Annotated in this window: 8 protein-coding genes; 1 reads left to right on the plus strand and 7 read right to left on the minus strand. The window is 50.4% G+C overall.

All coding sequences use genetic code 11. The annotated features are described in order from the left end of the window. Nucleotides 1-16: 16 nt before the first annotated feature. The 5 genes from C511_RS0114535 to C511_RS0114555 form a co-directional block, all read right to left on the minus strand. Nucleotides 17-2,641, minus strand: a complete 2,625-nt coding sequence (locus tag C511_RS0114535; RefSeq protein ID WP_024995719.1) for a glycoside hydrolase family 2 protein — start codon at nucleotides 2,639-2,641, stop codon at nucleotides 17-19. 37 nt (nucleotides 2,642-2,678) lie between these two features. Beyond that, nucleotides 2,679-4,931 (minus strand): DUF5703 domain-containing protein, encoded by a 2,253-nt coding sequence (locus C511_RS0114540; RefSeq protein ID WP_027318330.1) that lies wholly within the window; start codon nucleotides 4,929-4,931, stop codon nucleotides 2,679-2,681. 15 nt (nucleotides 4,932-4,946) lie between these two features. Beyond that, entirely contained in the window at nucleotides 4,947-6,383 is a 1,437-nt protein-coding gene (locus C511_RS0114545) for a sialate O-acetylesterase (protein ID WP_027318331.1), read from the minus strand. 23 nt (nucleotides 6,384-6,406) lie between these two features. Then, nucleotides 6,407-9,679 (minus strand): glycosyl hydrolase, encoded by a 3,273-nt coding sequence (locus C511_RS0114550; RefSeq protein WP_034782663.1) that lies wholly within the window; start codon nucleotides 9,677-9,679, stop codon nucleotides 6,407-6,409. Nucleotides 9,680-9,877: 198 nt separating this feature from the next. Beyond that, nucleotides 9,878-12,703, minus strand: a complete 2,826-nt coding sequence (locus tag C511_RS0114555) for a glycoside hydrolase family 2 protein (RefSeq protein WP_244877242.1) — start codon at nucleotides 12,701-12,703, stop codon at nucleotides 9,878-9,880. 215 nt (nucleotides 12,704-12,918) lie between these two features. On the opposite strand from C511_RS0114555, the gene C511_RS18460 reads away from it, so the two are divergent. Next, nucleotides 12,919-13,053 carry a hypothetical protein gene (locus C511_RS18460; RefSeq protein WP_262482344.1) on the plus strand — a complete coding sequence of 45 codons (135 nt, stop codon included), beginning with the start codon at nucleotides 12,919-12,921 and terminating at the stop codon, nucleotides 13,051-13,053. A gap of 107 nt (nucleotides 13,054-13,160) precedes the next feature. On the opposite strand, the gene C511_RS0114565 is transcribed toward C511_RS18460, so the two are convergent. Then, a complete protein-coding gene (locus C511_RS0114565) occupies nucleotides 13,161-16,412 on the minus strand; it encodes a glycoside hydrolase family 2 TIM barrel-domain containing protein (RefSeq protein WP_051260535.1) in 3,252 nt (1,083 codons plus the stop codon). A 30-nt stretch (nucleotides 16,413-16,442) separates the two neighbouring features. Continuing rightward, a complete protein-coding gene (locus tag C511_RS0114570; protein ID WP_027318335.1) occupies nucleotides 16,443-20,705 on the minus strand; it encodes a beta-d-glucuronidase/beta-L-arabinofuranosidase in 4,263 nt (1,420 codons plus the stop codon). Between the last annotated feature and the right edge of the window lie 45 nt (nucleotides 20,706-20,750).

Consider the following 20,750-nt stretch of genomic DNA (forward strand, 5'->3'; position numbering starts at 1 on the left):
AAGGTAGCAAAAAAAACTATTCCTTGTGTTTTTCACCAAATTCGGTTTGCTGGCGTTCAACTTCTATAAGTAATTTTTGCTTTTCTTCTTCACTTAATATTTTCTTTTCTGACGAGGCTGCCCGTTCCTTATCTATACTCGCAGCATCGGTTTGACGGGTTTGCTCCGTGAAGCATGCCGGCAGTAATGAGGGTACACTTTCAAACTCAATCTCAGCAGGTGTGGGCGCATGGGTACCTTCGTATTGTACACGAGCCTTTACTTTAATCTTACCAGCCTTACGAGTAGAACGAATGAGCACCGGTGCCGAACCGAATTCCACTGCACGGGGATTGGCTCCGATGGTTGCATCACCTATTATTTCACCTTCACCTTCAACCGTGAACACTACATTTTCTTTTGCCAAGCGACGCACATTGCCGCTATCGTCCGTTACTTCGGCCACAACAACAATGAAGTCGGACCCATCCGCTACGAGAGGTGAATTTTGATAATCTACCCGTAACTGCAACTTGGTTGACCGGCGCGACGGCATTTTCTTGGTAGTACACACCACCTCTCCGTTCCGAATGCCTTCAGCAACCAAATTTACCTTTTTCCAGTTCTTCTGAACATAGCTATAACCTCTTGCTTCCCAGAAATCCCATACGTTTTCAAATACAACAGGAGCATTGGGCATGTGTCCTTTAGCATGCACAACTGGTTTCGTCCAGCTACGAGTACCGTCATAAATAGACAGTCGCACTGAATCGCAATTACTGAACACAACCACATCTTTATCTGAGAACTGCGACATTTCATGTGCGATGTAAACCATAGGTCCACTTTCAGCCAAAGGATGATTCAGGTCAGCAGCAGTCTGACTGCGAAACATGTAATACGCGTATTTGGACTGACGGAAAGCATCAAAGATTCCTCCCCAATACGGATCCGGATGATACCCCCGCTGATGATCAAACGGATGCCATTGCGCACCTCCGATAAACTGTCCGTTGGTTTGATACATCTCGTCATAGCTTTTAGCTAATGACAAAGCTTGTACCAACATGGGGCGCTCACCCCAGCTGCGACTTGCACGGTTATTATTGTTGTGCGCATACCAATCGTCAACATTCTCACCAAACTCACGGGTAAAGATGCATTGCCGTGCAACACCTTTTACATCATCGCCCGGCCATCCGTACACCACGTCGTAATGTTCCTTCACTCCCTCCGAGTGGACATCGGCAGCAGCTACCGGACGCCCCGGATAAGGATATTCGTCTTTTGTGATTAGCAAAGCTTCCAATGCAAAATCGAGCGGATAACGCGTTTCATTCAAAATAGGTTCCCACATCAGTACTGAAGCATGGTTACGGTCACGACGAATCATCATACGGGTGTTTTCATGCACTAAACGGGCAAATTCAGGATCTTTGTTCCAATACTGCCAACCCGGAGTTGCTACAATAACGAAAATACCCAACTCGTCACACGCATCCATAAAGGAAGGATCCTGCGGATAATGAGCCACACGAACAATGCGACAGCCGGCATCACGCAAACGCTTAGCATCTCTCCATTGCTGCGAATTAGGCAATGCATTGCCTACATAAGCAAAGTCCTGATGGCGATTGGCACCTACCAACTGACCAAACGGCTTACCGTTGAGCCAAAATCCGGCTTTATCCTTAAATTCGGCTTTGCGAATACCTACGCGGGTTACACCACCGTCGAGTGCCAGTTTGCCTTCCGCAACACGAGATTCCACTCTATACAAATAAGGAGAATCCGGGCTCCACAGATGCGGATTGCTTACCTGCATCTTCTGTTTTACCGTTACACTTTCACCAGCATTGAGCATAACACGGCTCGAAGTCTGCTTTACTTTCTTTCCGGATGCATTGGTCAATGTAGTTTCTACTGTAACCACCCTGCGTGCCGTTCCGCTATTCTTTACCTCCGTATCAACAAACACCTGTGCCTTCTTCTCAGATATCTGATCAAAATGCACAAACACTCCGCCGCCGGCCACTTTATTGGCTTCGAGCGCATCTGTTATGCTCACATCCGATTTACCGATGAGCCACACATCACGATAGATGCCACCGTGATAAGCAAAGTCGAGTGTGTACTGGGGTTTACCGGGAGGATAGTTCTTATCGTTGCTATTGTCGGTCATTACGGCCAACACACATTTGTCACCAGCTTTGATACCATAATCGGTTAAGTTCACCGAAAAAGGCAGATAACCTCCTGCGTGTTTTCTCACTAGTTTTCCGTTGAGGAAGACTTCCTGCTTGCCCATTATCGCCTCAAAGTAAACCGTAACCAGCTGACCCTGCATGGCAGCAGGCACCACAAAATGTTTGCGATACCAAGCTATTCCCTGATAATTGCGACCACCGCTTGCCTCAGCCGGCTCCAGTTCCACTGTATGCGGAGTAGAAACCACCTGCCAGGCAGAATCATCAAAGTTTAACGCTTCGGCACCTGCCACATCTCCTTTATGGAAACGCCATCCGGGATTAAAATTATACACGTTTCTGCCCGATCCCGGCAACGACATAAAGCCCGCTACCGAGGTTTCCGGACGATAGTTCTGAGCCCATACCGATGTAATGAGCAATACAGCCACAAGCGTAGATACAATTTTCTTCATGCAATATGTTTCTTTATATGTATTATACTTACTTATCTCACTTAATCATTAATTCGATGTCTTTGCGACGACTTTCGGGTGTAACCTTTAACTGAGTCAGTCGACCACCTTTCCATTCAGCTTCAACCACCGTTTGTTTGGGGGCATGTAGTTTGAAATGCACATCCCAGTTGACAGGCCATGCAGGAAAGAGAAGAATACGATCACCCACTGTTTGCAACAACATTTCCTGCAAACCAATCATGCCGCTACCGCCCCAGTTGTGATCGGGCGTCCAGTCGTAACCGGGTCCCCAGAATGCGGGGAAACGGTGCGGACCATCGGCTAGTTTCAACAGAGTCAGCCTTTGAGCTTCTTCCGTAAGTCCCAGACAAGCCGCCCAAATGTTATCTTGCTTCCAACCGGTGTGTGTACGGAATTTTAGCGCATCGGGGTCATACAGATATGTATTCCGAGCTAGTTGCAAACTATCTCTTCCCACTCCATACATACGCCACGGAAACACGGGGTAAAGTTGTGGGGTTTCCACATTGTTCACACGCTCCCATGTCTTGGCAGGTGCTATCATCTCCTTACCATCCACCACGCGCAAAGGCAATGGAGGGATTTTAGCAAGCATCTCGGGTTTCTTTCCGTAATTTTGCAACACCGTGCGTAAGGCTGCTACTGTGCTGGCAGCATTGTTTGTCATTTTATAAGTTTCGCAAGCCGAACCCGGAAAGAGCACCAAATGTCCGTTACCATCCAAATCTTTACGTCCGCGCAGTCGGGCCAGGTAACGATAGTGCTCATCAAAAAACGTGAGTGCACTATCTATCATGGGCAGGTAAGCATCTATGTTTGCACCGGCATAATCATGTGAATCCAGAATCATCTGACAGAACTCCAGCACCGTGTCCCATTCATACTCCAGCCAAGCGTTATACTCCACTCCCTTATCGAAATAAGCGGGGCGCTTAAAGCCATATTCAGCCGGGTTGGGTAAGCCGAAGTTCTCTATCTGTTCGGCAAAACAAGCACCCGCATGATTCCAATACACCTTACTGCGCAACTCTGCATTGCCGAGCATGCGCAAGTAAAAGTTAAACTGAGAAGGCATCATATCAGCATCACCGCTTTTGAGCATGGGCCAGTATACCAGTCGCTGATTTTGTGCCGTCATGGTACCACCTCCCCACTTCCTGTAATCGGGTGTGAACGATTGCTTCTCATCCACATGGCAAGGGTCAAAGGTGAATAGTCCGCCGTTGAATTTAGTAGGTACTGTTCCGTATGCATTGCAGCCCAACATGTAGCGAAACAGTGTATAGTTACGTGTAATATTAGCCAAATCAGGAGTTGAAGACGGATTGGCAGCTACAATAAAGCTACGTTGCCAGAACCTGTTCCACCAATCACGCGTATTCTTCTTATCTTGTTGCAGCATAGCCTGTTTACGAGGCTTTGCAAGCTCAGCCAACCCCTGCTCCCATTCGTTTACGTGAGCTGTTTGCAACGTATGCAATGCTATATGAAGTTGCTGAGTACGCACAGGTTTCTGTGTGCGCAAATGCCAGGCGCGGTAATCTGTTCCCGGATAAACACCTTCTTGAGTGCCTACAAAAGTAAGGTTGTCGCCCCAAAGCTTTCCTCCGAAGGTAAGGTTCTTCAAAGGATTCATCATTTTATCTTTTACAGTCTCCATGTCCTGCTGTTCCACAGCTACATCGAAAACAGTTTGTTCCGGATTACGGTGGTAGAAAACCACCTCATTGCGCACGGCCCTGATAGAGTCTTTCGTAGTAGCCATGCCCTCTCTCATCACCCATTTGTAGGAATTTTGCTGTCCCTCACCCTTGCGTATCAACCGGTCATGATACCTCCAGTTTTCGTAGAAGACATCGGCTGTAACCGGAGTGTTACTTTTCAGTTCCACGTGAATGAGTGGTTTGAAAACATCTACCCATAGCTGCACCACCGCACCACCGCAAGCAACCTCTACATAGCCATCATTCAGTTTGAGTTCCTGACGGAAACCATCCTTCACAGCAAACGGATTGGGCGTCAGACGCATACGCACCCGCCCCTGCTTAAGCTGACAGTTGTGCTCATCGAACGTACCGCTGCGACTGATGTAGAAAAGTAAATCGCCATTTTCCACCCATACATTCAGTCCGATGTCACCACCACCACACGGCATGGATTCCGACGAATTACGCGAGGGAGTATTCCAAACAACATTGGCATGCTGGGCCCGAAGAACCTGCACGCCAATGATCAACATCAAAAATAGTGAAAAGAGTTTCCTCATATATCTTGTATGACGTTACCAATTATCAGTGCGGAAAGACGATATAGGCAAGCCGTTGCAGCCATACAAATCGCCATCCACATAATTATCGAATGCATAGCGCACAGCCACCGGATGAGGCACCTGCTCGCTCTTTACATACACTTTACTGCGTTCAATCCAAGCCTTGGCCGGATAGAACACTTTGTCGGCTCCTGCCACCTTGAAGAGTTTCGATTCAAAGCAATCTTTGCCGGTAATCCACATCGGAGCACGTTCAAATTGCACAATAGCTGTGTCACCCTTTACCTCGAAGGCTTTGTAGTAAGGACTCTCACCGCTTACTCCCTCAAAACCGTAAGTCTTGCTCAGCGCCAGTAGTGCCAAACGCTCACCGGCTATGTTTTTCTTCGACGGATGAATTCCTTTTTCCATCCCGGCATCGAGCAAAACAGCCATGCCCGTATGGGGTACACGTTGTTCCACTTGCGCCTGCGCCTCACGAAGATAAGCCGAATTAATTACTTCTTTTCCTTTTTCAGTGATAATTCCGTAATCGTAAGGGGCAATCTGACAATAGTAGAACGGAAAATCGCCTTGCTTCCAGGCAGCACGCCAGCCTTTAATTAACGTGGCAAACATATCTGCATAAGTGTGTGCACGGTTGTAATTATCTTCACCCTGATACCAAATAACTCCTTTCATGGTCAGACCAATCAGCGGGTTCAACATTCCGTTGTACAACACTGTAGGCGTGCGGTTTTTCGACTTGATATCCTCATCCGTACGGGGAATTTTAGCATCGGGAAATGCTTTTAGCATATCCTCCGTCATCCATGCTTCGGCAGCCGATCCACCCCAGGCAGTAACCACCAGCCCCACAGGAACTTGCAGCATTTCTTGTATTAGTTTACCGAAATAGTAAGCCGTTGCACTGAATTCATATACCGTTTTAGGTTCGGCTTCCTGCCAGCTGCCCACCACATCAGTTTGAGGCAATAAGGTAGAAGTACGCTTCACGGTAAACAAACGGATAGCGGGATTCTTACTCTTCAGAACATCCATATTGGCTCCTGCCACCGGTTGGTTTTTGAAGCCCTTCATGGGCATTTCCATGTTGCTTTGACCTGAGCAAAGCCACACCTCACCTACCAACACATTCTTCAGTGAAGTTGTTTGACCATCGTTAAAGGTAAGTGTATACGGTCCGCCAGCCTTGGGAGTAGCCACAGCTACCTGCCACTTACCGGTAGCATCGGCTTTGGTGCGGTATTGTTTATTGTTCCATCCGGTAGTAATGACCACCTGTTTACCGGCCGTAGCCGTACCCCAGAGGTTAGCGTTGCTTTGTTGTTGCATCACCATACCGTCTGAGAAAATAGCAGGGAGCTTTACCTCTGCCTTCACACCAAGCGCAGTTGCCAACAAACAGGCAAGCAGCAGCGTTTTTCTTGGTAAAACTGATTTTTTCATTGTCTTCCTTTATAATATTGTTGTTATTTTATTTGTCGTTCAAGCAGCTGCACCGGACCGAGCAAGCCTGCCGGAATCAAAGCGTCTTCCTTCATGCGGTACTTCGCATTGGTCCATATACCTTCGAAAGGAGCTTTCCCTTTGTCGGCTCCATTAATGGCATTGGCCCACGTGTTGGTCACTTCAATCTGCAATGTATTTTGTCCTTTCTTCAAGGCATGCGTTACATCGACACAGTAAGGGGCAGTCCACAACGTACCGCAATCTACTCCGTTAACCTTGATCGTAGCCACATCTGCCACCTTACCCACTGAAAGATACACACGACCTGTTACCCCCTTGGCAGTACTCCTGGCACTCCAAGTGAAGGTTGTTTGATAGGTTGCCGTACCCGAGTAATATTTCACCTTTTCATTGAGCGAGGTAGTCCAGTCAAACAGCTTACTATCCTTTATTTCTTGATTGATGCGAGGGAAATGAATGTTCCACTCACTACCGTTTAATGTTAGAACAGTAGTGGTCTTGATTTCGGCACTCTGCTGCACAGCTGCACGGGGAGTTTTCGTCAGCACCACGAATACCGACTCATTGGCATGCAGTTTCACGGTTATTTCGGTACGTCCGTTGCTCTCTGTGCAGGCTACGGGAGTGATCTCACCCGTTACCGGATTCCAGAGTTCAACGTACTTGCCACTCTGACGCATGCTTACCGGGAAACTACGTTCTTTATCCTGTTGATTGGAGATGAAGTAAATATCGGCTTCCTTACCGCAACGGTGAGTCCACGCCACATCGGCCGGAACGATGACATCACGCTGCAAACCGTAAGCAGAGAAATCGCTTTCCATATACGGAAGTTGAGGTATAATGATACCTGCCTCACGCCATTCGTTCACTTTGGCTTGCACTTCCTGAGAAAGAGGCAGACTGTCGGGACTCATGGGACGTGGCAATGGCAACACCAACACCTTATAGGACGCTCCGCCGGGTAGTGTTAACCGGCCGTTCTCCACCTTAGCCAAGCGAAGCAGTGCATCTCGATTAAAGGAATCGTATGCGTAACCGCGCAACGGATTCACCCATTGATCGGGATCGGCCATGTTGGCTGAATGACTCACACCCACCGGTTGTTCACGCAAGGGCTGGCCCACATTAGCCAGTCGCACCCGTTCGCTCTCCACCCGTTCACTACCAAATAAGCCCGGAAGTGAAGGAACCAAACGCTCGGGCAATACAGCCCGTCGAGGCATCTCTTCACCGGTAAACACAGCTACATCGGCAACCGGATGTCCGTATTGCAACAAAGTCTGACAGCGAGCGATGTAGTCAACAAACGCCTTTCCGCCATCCTTCCACCAAGTTTGATCCCGTTGGAAAAACAGTCCGATGCCATCCAGCGTCATGCCCGGCTGACGATCCGTGTACGGGTTGTGCGTGTTCACATGGAAAAACAATTTGTTGATACCCAATGCATAGTTGCGATCGAGCAAAGTCTTCAGCATAGCCGGATGCTCGTTCCATGTGCCGCGCAACTCCGTAAAGCCTTCTGCCTGAATAATATTCTTTCCGTAGATATGTGCACCGCTAATGGCATCGAGCATATCGTTTGGTTTATCGTGAGTGGGACTGTTCAACCAGAATTCCCCCATGGGTCTGTCGGCTACCTGATAGTGCAACAATCCGTCGCTCACCATGGTAGGCGCCACACATTCGGCCGAGAACTCACAGCCGTACGATTGTGCACAGGCAGCCAGCGTTTTATAGAATACATCGACCACCAGTTCGCTAATGGTGGTACGCACATCGCGAAGCACATCTTCCGAACGAGAAGCGCTCTCCATCGGAATACCCGCCAGCAGAGGCAGGTAAGGCATCAGCGAATAACCTCTACGTTTGTGGAACTCAGCAGCAAAATTGGAGCTCCAGTTCTGACTGCCACACTCCCAACTGTCAACGTGCATGTATTTAAGAACTTTACGTGCCAAAGCCGGATCCGTTTTGCTAAACGCAGCACCAAACCAGTTGTTGAACTGCTTGCGCACAGCCGCCTCACTAAACTTATCGCACTCCAGTCCGATAGCCCCACCACCGGTAGCATTGGTGTGCCCCGTTGCCGTATGCCCCATGCGCAACAACCTCCATTGGCCTTTGGGAAGTTTCGCAGTAAGCACCCCATCCCTTAAATAACGGGTGAGGTCGATAACCTGATTTGGATTGATGCAATCGGCAGCGCCAATCTCCTTATCCGTGGTGCGAGCAGCAACACGCCAAACCAGTCCGGCTTTACCTTCCCACTGATTGAGACGCGGTTCGCTGTGCAACACCAGTTGCTTAATCTTTAAGTTTGGTTTCCACTTGGCAGCATCCATGTCTTCACTACCCGGCTCACTACCCGCCGGATCCCAGTAAAAACGAAAGTAACGAGCCGTAGTGGCCGGTATGCTGTGAGTAGAGTTCTCATCTGTATTTTGCCATCCCTGACGGGCAGGGATCAACTGCTTCACCAAGCGGAAGTTTACCCCATCATCACTCGCCATCACCTTCAGGCGATGTGCCTGATAATTGTTACCGCTAAGAATCACCTCCACGTTGCGGCAGGTAAACGGCCGGGCATATTCATACTGAATCCAGCAGGGAAGTGACGAACGAATAACCCCGTCGGCAGCAATGGTAATACCTTTGGCAGGGTCAATAGTCTTACCCATATCCGTATTGCCCGAAGTGATACGCACTGGTTGAGTACCGGCATCACCCGCCCACTGCGTGGCAGGCAGAGCCAGCAAGGCAATCTCCTTATAGAATCCTTTGTATGATTCGGGCTGCTTGAGGCGTACGTTGCGCAAATTGCCTCCCGACACGATGGTGTCACTCCATACTACCTTCTGCATAGATTCTTCAGGAGTAATCCACGGACCACCCGCCAAGGCAAAACCGTCACAAATGTGCATACCCAACTGCAATCCCAGTCTGTCGGCTTCCTGCATGCTATAACGCACCATCTCCCACCATTGGGGTGTAAGCTGATTGGCCGGATTGGGGTATTCACTAAAGCGTGAGGAATCACGAATGGGCATCAGGTAAGCTCCGCCCAAGCCGACTTGCTTCATCGCTTCCAGATCGGCTTTGATGCCTTCCTTGGAAACAGCGCCATACATCCAGTACCAGAATGTCCAGGGCTTTGCCTCGCCCGATGGGTTGCGAAAATGATTACGAAGAGCTTCCTGCGCCGTTATACTACCCAAAAGAGCAACGAAGCAGGCAAGTAGCGAAAGTATACGAAGTTTCGTGTTGATCATGATTTTGCCTATTATTATACTAAGGAGACGAACAAAGATAGCAATTGTACCCATTAAAAAGAGGTATATAGCTACTGAGTTGTGAGCTATATACCTCAATGTATGTAAGCTATATAGCCCGCAAGCCGCAGCTATATACCTGATGATTGCTCATCTATATACCTCACGAGTAGTGAGCTATATAGATGAAGTGATGATTTAGTTTGCTTGAAAGCGAAGTACTATTTGTCCCTGTTGCGCCCCACTAACCCAACGGGGTTGTGACGACGGACCGCAAAGATCGGTTGCATTCACTTTGTTACGCACAGCCGGAATCACGTTGAGCAGAGAGATTCCGCTTTCGGGCAGTGTATAGAGCAAACGATCGCGGCCATCGCGTGGTTGATACACTCCCACATACGCATCCGGTGTGTGGTTGGTGATGCTGATCACGCCTTCGCGTGTGCGGATGTTCATCCATGAAACGTGAGCAAAGTAACCTTTGAACTCAGGATAAGTAAAGCTCTCACCAGGCACGGGATCGTTGTAATCATTCTCCCATAAGTTGTATTGCGGACCGTGCAAGCGGTTTTGCCACACCCGGTACGGACCGTCGCCCAGCCATTGTTTGCTCAGCACCTTTTCTTCGGGATAGTCAAACCGGATACCCATCAAATCGACTACACCGCTGAAGTTATACGTGTAATCGAGCACCAGCGTACCATCAGCCAGCACACTCCACTGTGCTTTGTCCAGGTTGCCCAATTTATAATTGGCTGTTACCACCAGCATACCCGACTCCTGTTTCACGTCGAATCCGGTGAAGCTGGCTGCGTCTGTAAACTCCGTATACGTGCGGTCTTTCTCTTTCGCTTTCTCGTCGTCGTGGTTGTAGAACTGATCCAACGAACGGTCGGCACGACGTGCGCCGATGAAACGCGGACCATTGGCAAAGCTCATCAGCTTGCTACCCAGTTTCACCTGCTTCAGCTGTCCGTCTTTCTTGCAGAACGTATATTCCTTGTCGCCCACCTTCACAGTCAGCGCTTCGGCCGTTTCCGAGTACGTAGCAGCAGAAGCTTTTTGCGGGTCAACACCTGCGGCAGCCACGCTGCTGTTATCCAATTTAAAGCTCCAGGTAAATAACTCCTTACCGTAAGCGTCTGTTGCCGTAAGCAGCAACACATCGGCATCTTTCACCGCCGGAGCAATCTGCAACGTTCCCGCAGCATGCGGTGCCACATTGCTTCCTTTTACCTCGCCACTTTTCAGCACCTTTACTGCTTTTTGCGCATCCGTAGCTTGTGGGAAACGAACGTATTTCCAAGCAAAAGTACAAGTGTTCAGGTTCAGAAAATCGTAACGGTTCTCCACTTGAAGTACCCCGTCGAAAGCAGTGGTCAGCTTCGTGTCCATCACCTGAACCGGATTCCATATCTGTTTAATGGTGAAGTAGCTACCCTCTTTTTCATGATGAGGCCCTACAATGCCATCGGCACCAAAATTACCCTGATTATCGATGAAGTTATTCATGTCGACACGCTTCACCCCTTCGTCGGCCAACACCCAAAGAAAACCACCGATGCAACGCGGATGTTTACGCATCATTTCCCAGTAATCCCACAAGCCGGCACCGTGACCACCGTCATACAAACCGTGAAGGAATTCCGTAGGCATAAATATTTCGGGCAGACGCATGTACTCCTGGCTCTCACCGTAAGAACGGTAGTGCATGGTTTCAAATCCGCCAAAATTACCCTGCGGATGTATAACCGGACGCTTTTGCGGATCGTGCTTGTGGAACTCACCATCCAGTTCGGTATTCCAGCCTTTCTCGTTTCCGTTGCTCCACCAGATAACCGACGGATGATTCACGTCACGTTCCACCATGCTCTTAATCAGCTTCACACCGGTGGGCGTATCGTATTTGCCATGCCAGCCACCCAGCTCACTCATCACGTAAAGTCCCAATGAGTCGCAAGCCTGAAGAAATTCAGGATCGGCCGGATAGTGCGACAAGCGCACCGAGTTCATATTCATGTCTTTAATCAGCAGCACATCTTCTATGTTCTTGGCTTTGCTCAGCGTGCGTCCAGTTTCCGGACGGAAGCTGTGACGGTTCACCCCGCGGATGTTTACCCGCACCCCGTTGATGTACATTCCATCGCTCTCCTTCACCTCGATGGTGCGGAAACCAAACGATTTCGTTTCACGGTGCAGCACACTACCGTCTGCAGCCAGCAATGAAAACTCAGCCTTGTATAAGTTAGGCGTTTCAGCGCTCCACAACAAAGGTTTCTGCACACGAGCACTCACCGTGGTCCAGTCGCCCCCTGCCTTAACAGGAGTCACCTCTTCGGCCACCTTTTTGCCTTTGGCATCGAAAATCACGGTACGCACCTTGGTATTGGCAGCAGCCATATTGAGGTAGCAGTCGGTCACAAACGCACCATCGGCTGTAGCGTTGATAGCTACCCTGCTGATGTTCACAGCCGGTCTTACTTCAAGGAATACCGGACGGAAAATACCTCCGAAGTTCCAATAGTCGGCTCTGCGTTCGGCCAGATTCACACCGGCATTCTCGCTTTCCTTACTCACGGTAACCTCCAGCAAGTTTTTCTTTCCGTATTTCAGCAGATCCGTTACGTTGTAAGTAAAACGATAGAACGCTCCCTGGTGCTTGCTTCCGGCTTTGCGTCCGTTCACCTTCACTTCCGTGTCAGTCATGGAAGCCTCGAACACCAGTTCAACTGCGTTTCCGCGCCATTGAGCCGGCACATCGAACTCATATTTGTACATACCCTTTTCATCGGCAATGCCCTCGGGAAAGGGTTTCCCGTAGAAACCTATTCCATATTGGAACTTACCGAACCCCTGCAATTCCCAGCAAGAAGGTACTCCTATCTTCGTCCATTTGTTGGAGTTACGACCATCGGTACAAAAGAAATCCCATTGCACCATGTCGTCACTGCCCGTACCGGAAAGGTAATGTCTTGTGGTAACCGGTACCTTCGTTTGCGCCCCCAGCGAAGCGGTACACGCCATCCATAGCGACAGAGCCGAGAATAAATGGCTCCATTTCAATCGTCTCATCATTATATTTCGAATATTTGTTATATCTATAGCTACTCATTAAGACGCAGCAAGCAGGTATTTGTACCCACAAAACACGCATTTATGGCATTATTTGTTTACCTTTGCCGAGCCATGTTCTCACCAACTGGTGTGCATGCAATGACCCATTAAAACAAAAAGAAAAGATGAATAACAGCTCCGAAAAACCCAAGCGTGAAATACCCCGTAAGAATGGCAAAAAAGTGCAACCAACCGGCAAGCGCATCGGGAAGTCGCGTCCCAACAAAGCCAATAACCAGTTGAATCGCAGAATAAAATAAAATACAACAAATAAATCCGCCTCAGAAGAGAATGCCAGCTATGGGTTCCTTTCTGAGGCGGATTTATTTTTATAGATCAGCGCAACCCACGCATGCGGGCTACGGAATTATTTCACCTTCTGAAAGCGTACATGCAAGGTGTGCGGTACCTTTTCAATGGCATACTTCTTCAGTACACCGGGACCACAACTGCTGTTCCCCAGTCCGAGTACAGCCGCATCCAAATTCAAGATCACTTCCTGACGGGGTTTCAAGTCGCAATCGTGGGCCGTACCTGCCAAATCTTGCGCGGTGAAATGCAGTGCCGAAGCAGCAAACAGTTTTCCTACAGCCTCTACCTGTATGCCCTGCCCTTTGGCATCTGTGAGCCGCAAGTAGCGCACCTCTTCCTTGTTGCCACTCTCTTGCGGACGAGGATACGAGGTGTACTGTGCAGCCACCTTGCCGTTCCAAAGACCGATAGTCTCAGCTGTTTTACGATCCGGATAGCTGTCGAGCGGTCCCCTGCCGTACCATGCAAAGTTTTCGTATCCGGCTGTAATTGCCATGCTGACTCCCAGACGGGGCAATTCGGGCAGTTCTCCTTCCGGAGTAAAAGTAGCCTTCACATCCACCTGTCCCTGTGCCGTAACGGTGTAAACGGTAGCAGTTACCACGCTTCCGCGGTTGTATTTATTTTCGGTCACCGCTTCAACCAACAAGGCTCCATCGGCACGCAGATGGTGTGCAAACGAGCGTAAAGCGTGTTGCGGCGTACTGAGTCCGTGTTGCTCCCAATCTTTAGCCAGCCAGTTGCCAAATCCTTTATCGTTATCGGTCGGTGCACGAAACGCTTGTGTGTACAACCCCTGTGCCAGCATCTCTTTCCCGTTGTAGCAAAGCGAAACCAATTGGCCGTTGGTGGTATTCCACCCCGCAGAAAAACCTTTTGTCTTCGCCGTGAGGAGTGAATCATTCGCTTCCTCTACCAGCAGTTTCCCTTTGTTGAGAAGCTGTGCCGAAGCGGTGTCACCGGCTTGCAAGCAGAACTGCTCCCAGCTAACCTCGTGCCCGGCTTTGGCCCATGTGCAATCATTGCGCAACACCACACGCACCAGCAAACGAACGTCACTGCCTTGTGGAGCAGCAAACCCGCTGATAACGGCAGGAAGCGTAACCGTAGCCGTGCTACCCGGCTCTACCATCGGCAACGCCAGTTCACTTTGTTTCTTTACCTTGCCGTCAACACTGATGCTCCACAAACAGCGATAGCCTTCCATGCCGATGTGGTGGTTGTGATTGGTAACCTGCAATTCGCTGTTGTCTTTCAACGACAGGTAAACCGGAGCATATACCTTTTTCACTTCCATGTACTTGGGCGTAATTTCCCGGTCGCTGCGTACCACCCCGTTGAAGCAGAATGCTTTCAGGTTGGGCACGTCGCCAAAATCACCGCCATAGGCTACCATGGTTCGGCCATCGGGTAGTTTTTTGTAGATACCTTGATCCACCCAATCCCAGATGAAGCCGCCCACCATACGCGGGTGACTGTATATTTCTTCCCAATACTCCTTGAAGTTACCCAACGCGTTGCCCATGCAATGAGCATACTCGCTGGTCAGTACCGGACGGTTATCATTCGTGCGCTGTGCTATGCTGAGCAGTCGTTCCCAACGAGCATTTTCCGCACGTTCCTTATCGGCTCCTTCGGTTATGCCCGGGTTGAGGTACTCCTGTTGCACACGCGGATAAAAACGACTGATCACATCTACCGTAACCGGATCGGGTTCACCGTCGACTCCCTGTGCACCTTCGTAGTGTATCGGACGAGTGGAGTCAAAATCGCGCAACCATGCTGAGATAGCAGCAAAGTTGGGTCCGTAACCGCTTTCGTTACCCATGCTCCACATAATAACAGACGGATGATTCTTATCGCGTTCAGCCATGCGCACCGCCCTATCCAGAAACGCTGCATGCCAGTCGGGTGTGCTAGCCAACGTACCCCGCAAACCATGTTCCTCAATGTCGGCCTCGTCCATCACATAAAGCCCCAGACTGTCGCACAATTCATACCAACGGGTTACATTGGGGTAATGACTGGTACGCACGGCATTTACATTGGCCTGCTTCATCAGCAAAATATCTTGCAACATGCGCTCTTCACTCATCACACGTGCCGTAAGCGGATCGTGCTCGTGGCGGTTCACCCCGCGGAAGCGGATGGGTTTACCGTTGACCAGCAACAAGCCATTCTTCACCTCCACCTTGCGGAAACCCACCTGCGTGCGCACCTGCTCACGAGTCACCCCGTTGCTGTCGTTCAAACACAGATACAAGCTATACAGGTTAGGCGTTTCGGCTGTCCACTTCAACGGATTCTTCACCTCCATGCTGATGCGTCCCGTCTTACGAGGTCCGCGTTGCGGAAACCATTCGTTCATGATAGATGCCTTGTGATCCAGATCGAGAATAGGCTCCGCATCTGCCCAAGCAGAAGAGATCACACGACCATTCGCATCTTCCAAACGGGCAACCACCCGGTAACCCTTGCCCCGTTCGCTACCAAATACCGCCAGCTCCGGATCAACCTGAAGCGTGGCATCGGTGTAGCTGTCATCGAGCTGCGTACGCACCGAAAAATCATTGATACGTACGTCGGCCGTGTGAAACAGCGTAATGCTGCGGTGAATACCTCCGAAGCGCCAGAAATCCTGATCTTCCAGGTACGAACCATCACTATATTTGTACACCTCCACAGCAATGAGGTTTTTACCTTTGTTCAGGTAACGGGTAACGTTAAATTCGCTGGGCTCCATGCTGCCCTGACTGTAACCAACCAAGGCTCCGTTTATCCAAACATAAAAAGCACTCATGGCACCATCGAAACGAAGGAACGTTTGTCCGCTGCCCTGCCAGTGAGCCGGACAAGCAAATTCTCTTCTGTACTGCCCCACCGGGTTGCGTTCAACAAACGTGGTGTACGTCTTCTTCGGCTCGCTCATAACCCGCGGAGGATCAATGCGGAACGGATAACCTGCCGAAACATAAATGGGTGTTCCGTAACCGTTATTCTCCCAATTGGCAGGCACCTTAAAGTCCGTCCACGAAGAATCGTTGAACGGCAAGCGGTAGAAATCCTTCACCCGCCCCTGAGGCGTTGGTGACCAATGGAACTTCCAGGTACCGTTGAGCGATAAAAGACGGTCGCCCGCCTTTTTATCATACCCAAAGAAAGCAGCCCTTGCAGGCTCCCTGTTTATTTGCAACACATGATGATTCTCCCAGTCGGCTGTCCGCCCCGAATCATCGGGCACTTGTGCACCGGCCACACTGCCCAGCACACAACAAACGCCCCATATTGTATAAGCTAATTTCCTCATTTTATACTCATTCGTCTTAATCGTTACACCTTATTGCACATCGAGCGCATCCAGCCACAACCCGTTCATATCCGGCGAAGAAAGGATCACCCTATAATGCCCTGCGTTGATGAACGTACCCGTTGTGGTGCTCATCAGCCTCCATTTCTCGGGTGCTTCGGAGAATGAAATCTCATCATCCTTCAGCACCGTGCCGTTGGCCGCTACAAACTGTAAACGCACTGTTTTCGGTTTCCCGCTGGTATTCATATACTTGAAACGAAGCGCGTACACCTGCGCCAGTCCGGTAGACACATTCCACTCAATGCTACCCGCCTTAGCCTTGTTAAAACGAATGCCCGTTTGCTTGCGGTGCTCCACCTTCGTGAAAGCCCCTTTGCATTTGGCCGATTCAGCTTCGTAAGTAGCCGTAGCACGCACATTCAGGTCTTCGGGTAACATCTCTTTGGGTGTTTTGACCAATGTATCCGCATCGGCAGCAGCCCAGCTCCACGTAGCAGCCTGACGACTGTTCTCGAGTAGCGTAGCACTCACCTGTTCAGGTACAACCCCACCGGCACCCATGCGGGCAACAGCAATGGCAGATATCACCGCCTGTCCGGCTTTCACTTCGGGGAAGTCAATGACCAGCTTGCCATCCTTCACCTCCGCTTCCACTACCCTTTTCAAAGCAGCATCGTGTCCGGCTTCCGCCCAGATATCCAAATCATCAATCACCGTATGACCGTTCACCGCCACATCAAAGATGCGCAGTCCCTCGCAATCCGTTTTCTCACTGCCACCCGTTCCATGCCAAGGCTCTACAAAATAGAGCTCCACACGGTACTTACCGTTGGGCAAGGGGAATTGATACGCCAGCTTGTGCCTTCCGAAACGGAAATGCTGCAACAGCGACCAGTCACGCACTCCCTTAATAGGATCGTTTGTTTTCCGCTGACTAGCCAGGTAAGGATCCAGCCCCTCAAAATCGGCAGCCCAGCTACGCGACACACTGTTGTTGTCCGGCATCCACAGCTGACCGTATTCATCTTTGTATTCGTCGCCACCGCAATTCACACGATACAGATACTCATATCCCTGAGCACCTTTGAGCAGTGCACCATACTTCTCATTATCCTGGTACAACGCATCAAAACCGGGAGCCGTCTCCAGTCCGTTGAGCACAATCAAATCTTCGGCTACCGCCTTTCCTTGGAAGTAACCCACTGCACGAAGCACGTTGTAGCGAATGTCACGGTGTTCCCACATGAAATGCGTTCCCACCCCGTTGTTCTTTTTACGACCCAGAAAAGCCTGATTGCCCGCATCGTTGTACAACAACACCGAGTCACAATTGCTATACACCTCGATGGTAGTACGTCTGCGACCCGTCTGCGCAAAACGATTGGGCCACGTGTGCGACACCAGATACACCATCGGATCTTTCGCAGCAGGCACATAGTTGGCACGATACATGTAATACACATCCAGCGGTTCCTCCCACGGAGTGACTAACCCCTTGTAGTTAAACGGTCCCACCTTGTCGACCTTGCGGTAAGCCTCATCGGGCTGACGGCGTCCCGGATTATCGTGACTGCTGTAAATCCACTGAAACTGTCCGCACACACTGTCCTTAGCCTGTTCCGCCTTACGGATTTTCATCTCCATGAGCTGACACATGCGGTCCTCACTCCACACGCCGTCTTGTTGAAACGCCCCCGGTTCCGTGTGCAAGTCAATGCTTCTCCACGCCCCGTACTCACCGTTCAGCAACTGATCCTTCTGCGCCAGTTCGCGGTTATAATTCTCCGGCTTTCCGCCATAGGTGCCGCTCCAGTTCTGCACCACATCCCAGTCGGTACCGCTACCCCCGTTGCACGTCGTAATTACGCGCATGTTGCGGGCAGTAGGATCCATTTCGCGTATGATGTTGCTGCACTCCTCGGCAAAATCCTTGGGCAGCACACTCTCGTTTTGCAGTCCCCACATCACAACCGACGGAGAGTTTCTGCGTTCCTTCACCCACTGGCGAAGCAATTTCTTAAAGTTCTCGCGGAACTCGGGCGTGTCATACCACACGTGGGCCGACAGCTGAGTCCAGAACAAAACACCCTCCTCATCCCAATACCTCTGATAGTCGAGGTTATGAGGCTGGTGTGCATCACGGAAAGCATTGAAGCCCGCAGCCTTCATCTGCTTCACACGGGCAGCCACCTGCTCCTTGCTGAAAGCATGACTCTGCCCAAACTGGTGCTCGTACTCGCAAACCCCATTCAGGAACACCGGTTTGTTGTTCAGATAGAAACGTCCGTCGCCATCGTTACGTTTCACCGGCCAGCTGATGGTACGAATACCAAAAGGCGTAGTCACCTCATCCGTAGTAGCTGTGCCCCGTTTAATCATGGAAGCCAGACTGTATAAATACGGATTCTCCACGCTCCACAGAGCAGGATTCTCCACCTGAGCCGATTGCTTAATCACCTTGGTTTCACCCGGAGCCAACACCACATCCTGTGCCAGACGGAACGTTTGAAGACCATCGGCATTGCTGAGCTTGTTCACCACCTGAATGCTCTGCGACTGGTTGGTGTAGTTGCGCACTTCCGTTTCCACGAACACCGTCTGCGCCTTGTCGTCATTCCAGATGTGCACACCAAACGGTTCAATACGTACCTCATCGGTTACCTCGAGCACTACCGGACGGAAAATGCCCAACGGCTGAGAGCCTTCGCTAAAGCCCCATTCCGACGAACAGCCACCGCACACCCAAGGCATGTCGGCAATCATATCGGGATGCTCTGCACGAACCACCAACTGATTCTCTGCACCCGGCTTCAAGGCATCGGTCACATCGAGCGTAAGCGTTGTGCGCCCCACCGGATGGCGACCATAATCCTTGCCGTTGAGCGTAATGGCAGCATACGTGCCCACCCCTTCGAAACGAAGGAAATAACGCTTGCCCGCTTGGGGTTGCGGAGCCGTAAATGTTTTCGTATAAAGAGCCGTACCGTGCAAGTTACCGTGAGTAAGCTGACGATAGCCGTAGTAATCATCCCAGTTGTGAGGTACGTTCACCGTCTTCCACGACAGAGCAGCCGTGTTCACTTCCTGCTGAGCAGCCACATTCGTGCCCTTTGCCTCAGGCAACAAAGCCGTTTGCCAGCCCGCATTCAAATCCACCAGTTCACGACGCCCTTTGGTTTCCGGTTGCGGAAAACGCACCTCAGAGCGCCCCAGCGGTTTGCTCGTAGCCACCGCAATGCCACGCTGATCATCCTTGTTCACCGCACAATAAAAATGATACACCACCCCTTCGTGGTAAATCACATAACTCTTGTGCGCAAACAAATTATCATAGTTTTTAGAAGGAATGATCAGATCCTCCCCCTGCCAGTCGGTCCAGTGCACCAAGTCGTAGCTGCACGCAAACGTATTGAACGCCTTGTACTTGCGTGAAGGTTCAAAGGCCGAGAAGTAAAACATCACATACACATCACCCATCTTCTGAATGTGCGCATCGCCCGTGATGGTACCCTGCGATTCGTGTGCGAATACCGGATTGCCCTCGTAACGTTTCCACTTCTTCATGTCTTTAGAAAGCGCAATACCCACCCGTTCCCCTTTCAGGTTCGTTTCAGGGTGACGGCCACCGGCATTGTAGAACATCACAAACGGATAACCCAGCGTTTTCTGCTTGTCCCAGTAAATGGTACTCTTGTATTGCGTCAGGTTCTCAAACCATTGCGCATCCTTGTCCTCTACAGAAAGCAGCGGTTTATCGGCAGCAGTCCACTCCACCGCCTTACCCAGGTTCTTCTCTTTCGTCCACGACAAACCGATGTAAAGCGGTCCCGTTTCGTAGCCCGCATTGGCACCCCCGATGTACGTCATCCAGTAGTTACCCTTGTAAGGCTGCAACGCATAGCTTCCGCCCCATTCCGTATCGGGCAACGCCGGAAAGCCACCCCGCTGGTTGGCATCCCACATGCCGTCACGAAAAGACAGCAGTTTCCCTTTGATATCCCAGTTCAGCAGATTATCACTCTCGGCCAGCCAAGTCTCGTATCCACGTCCGTCCTTACCGGTACGACCGTTGTAAATCACAAACGTCATGTACCATTTGTTGCCGTGGCGGAATACCGTGGGACAGTCCATCTTGTAATTGTTCGTCTGCGGTGCCAGTACCAGTCCGTACTTAAACGGCGTGCGCACCTGTTCGTAAATCTCCTGCATCTTTTTCTGCGGCACCTCCCGTTGAGCATGGAGCGCCAAGGCAAAGAAAGAGCAGAAAAGCAACCAACCAAATTTCTTCATAAACCTACTATTTTTTGTAATAAGGGTGCACCTGCTTTACTAACC

This window comes from Bacteroides graminisolvens DSM 19988 = JCM 15093, from assembly GCF_000428125.1.
GTDB lineage: Bacteria > Bacteroidota > Bacteroidia > Bacteroidales > Bacteroidaceae > Bacteroides > Bacteroides graminisolvens.

Coding starts and splice junctions, on each gene's coding strand:
- C511_RS0114535 (WP_024995719.1), bottom strand. CDS start 2,641: ATGAAGAAAATTGTATCTACGCTTGTGGCTGTATTGCTCATTACATCG.
- C511_RS0114565 (WP_051260535.1), bottom strand. CDS start 16,412: ATGAGGAAATTAGCTTATACAATATGGGGCGTTTGTTGTGTGCTGGGC.
- C511_RS18460 (WP_262482344.1), top strand. CDS start 12,919: ATGAATAACAGCTCCGAAAAACCCAAGCGTGAAATACCCCGTAAGAAT.
- C511_RS0114540 (WP_027318330.1), bottom strand. CDS start 4,931: ATGAGGAAACTCTTTTCACTATTTTTGATGTTGATCATTGGCGTGCAG.
- C511_RS0114570 (WP_027318335.1), bottom strand. CDS start 20,705: ATGAAGAAATTTGGTTGGTTGCTTTTCTGCTCTTTCTTTGCCTTGGCG.
- C511_RS0114545 (WP_027318331.1), bottom strand. CDS start 6,383: ATGAAAAAATCAGTTTTACCAAGAAAAACGCTGCTGCTTGCCTGTTTG.
- C511_RS0114550 (WP_034782663.1), bottom strand. CDS start 9,679: ATGATCAACACGAAACTTCGTATACTTTCGCTACTTGCCTGCTTCGTT.
- C511_RS0114555 (WP_244877242.1), bottom strand. CDS start 12,703: ATGGCGTGTACCGCTTCGCTGGGGGCGCAAACGAAGGTACCGGTTACC.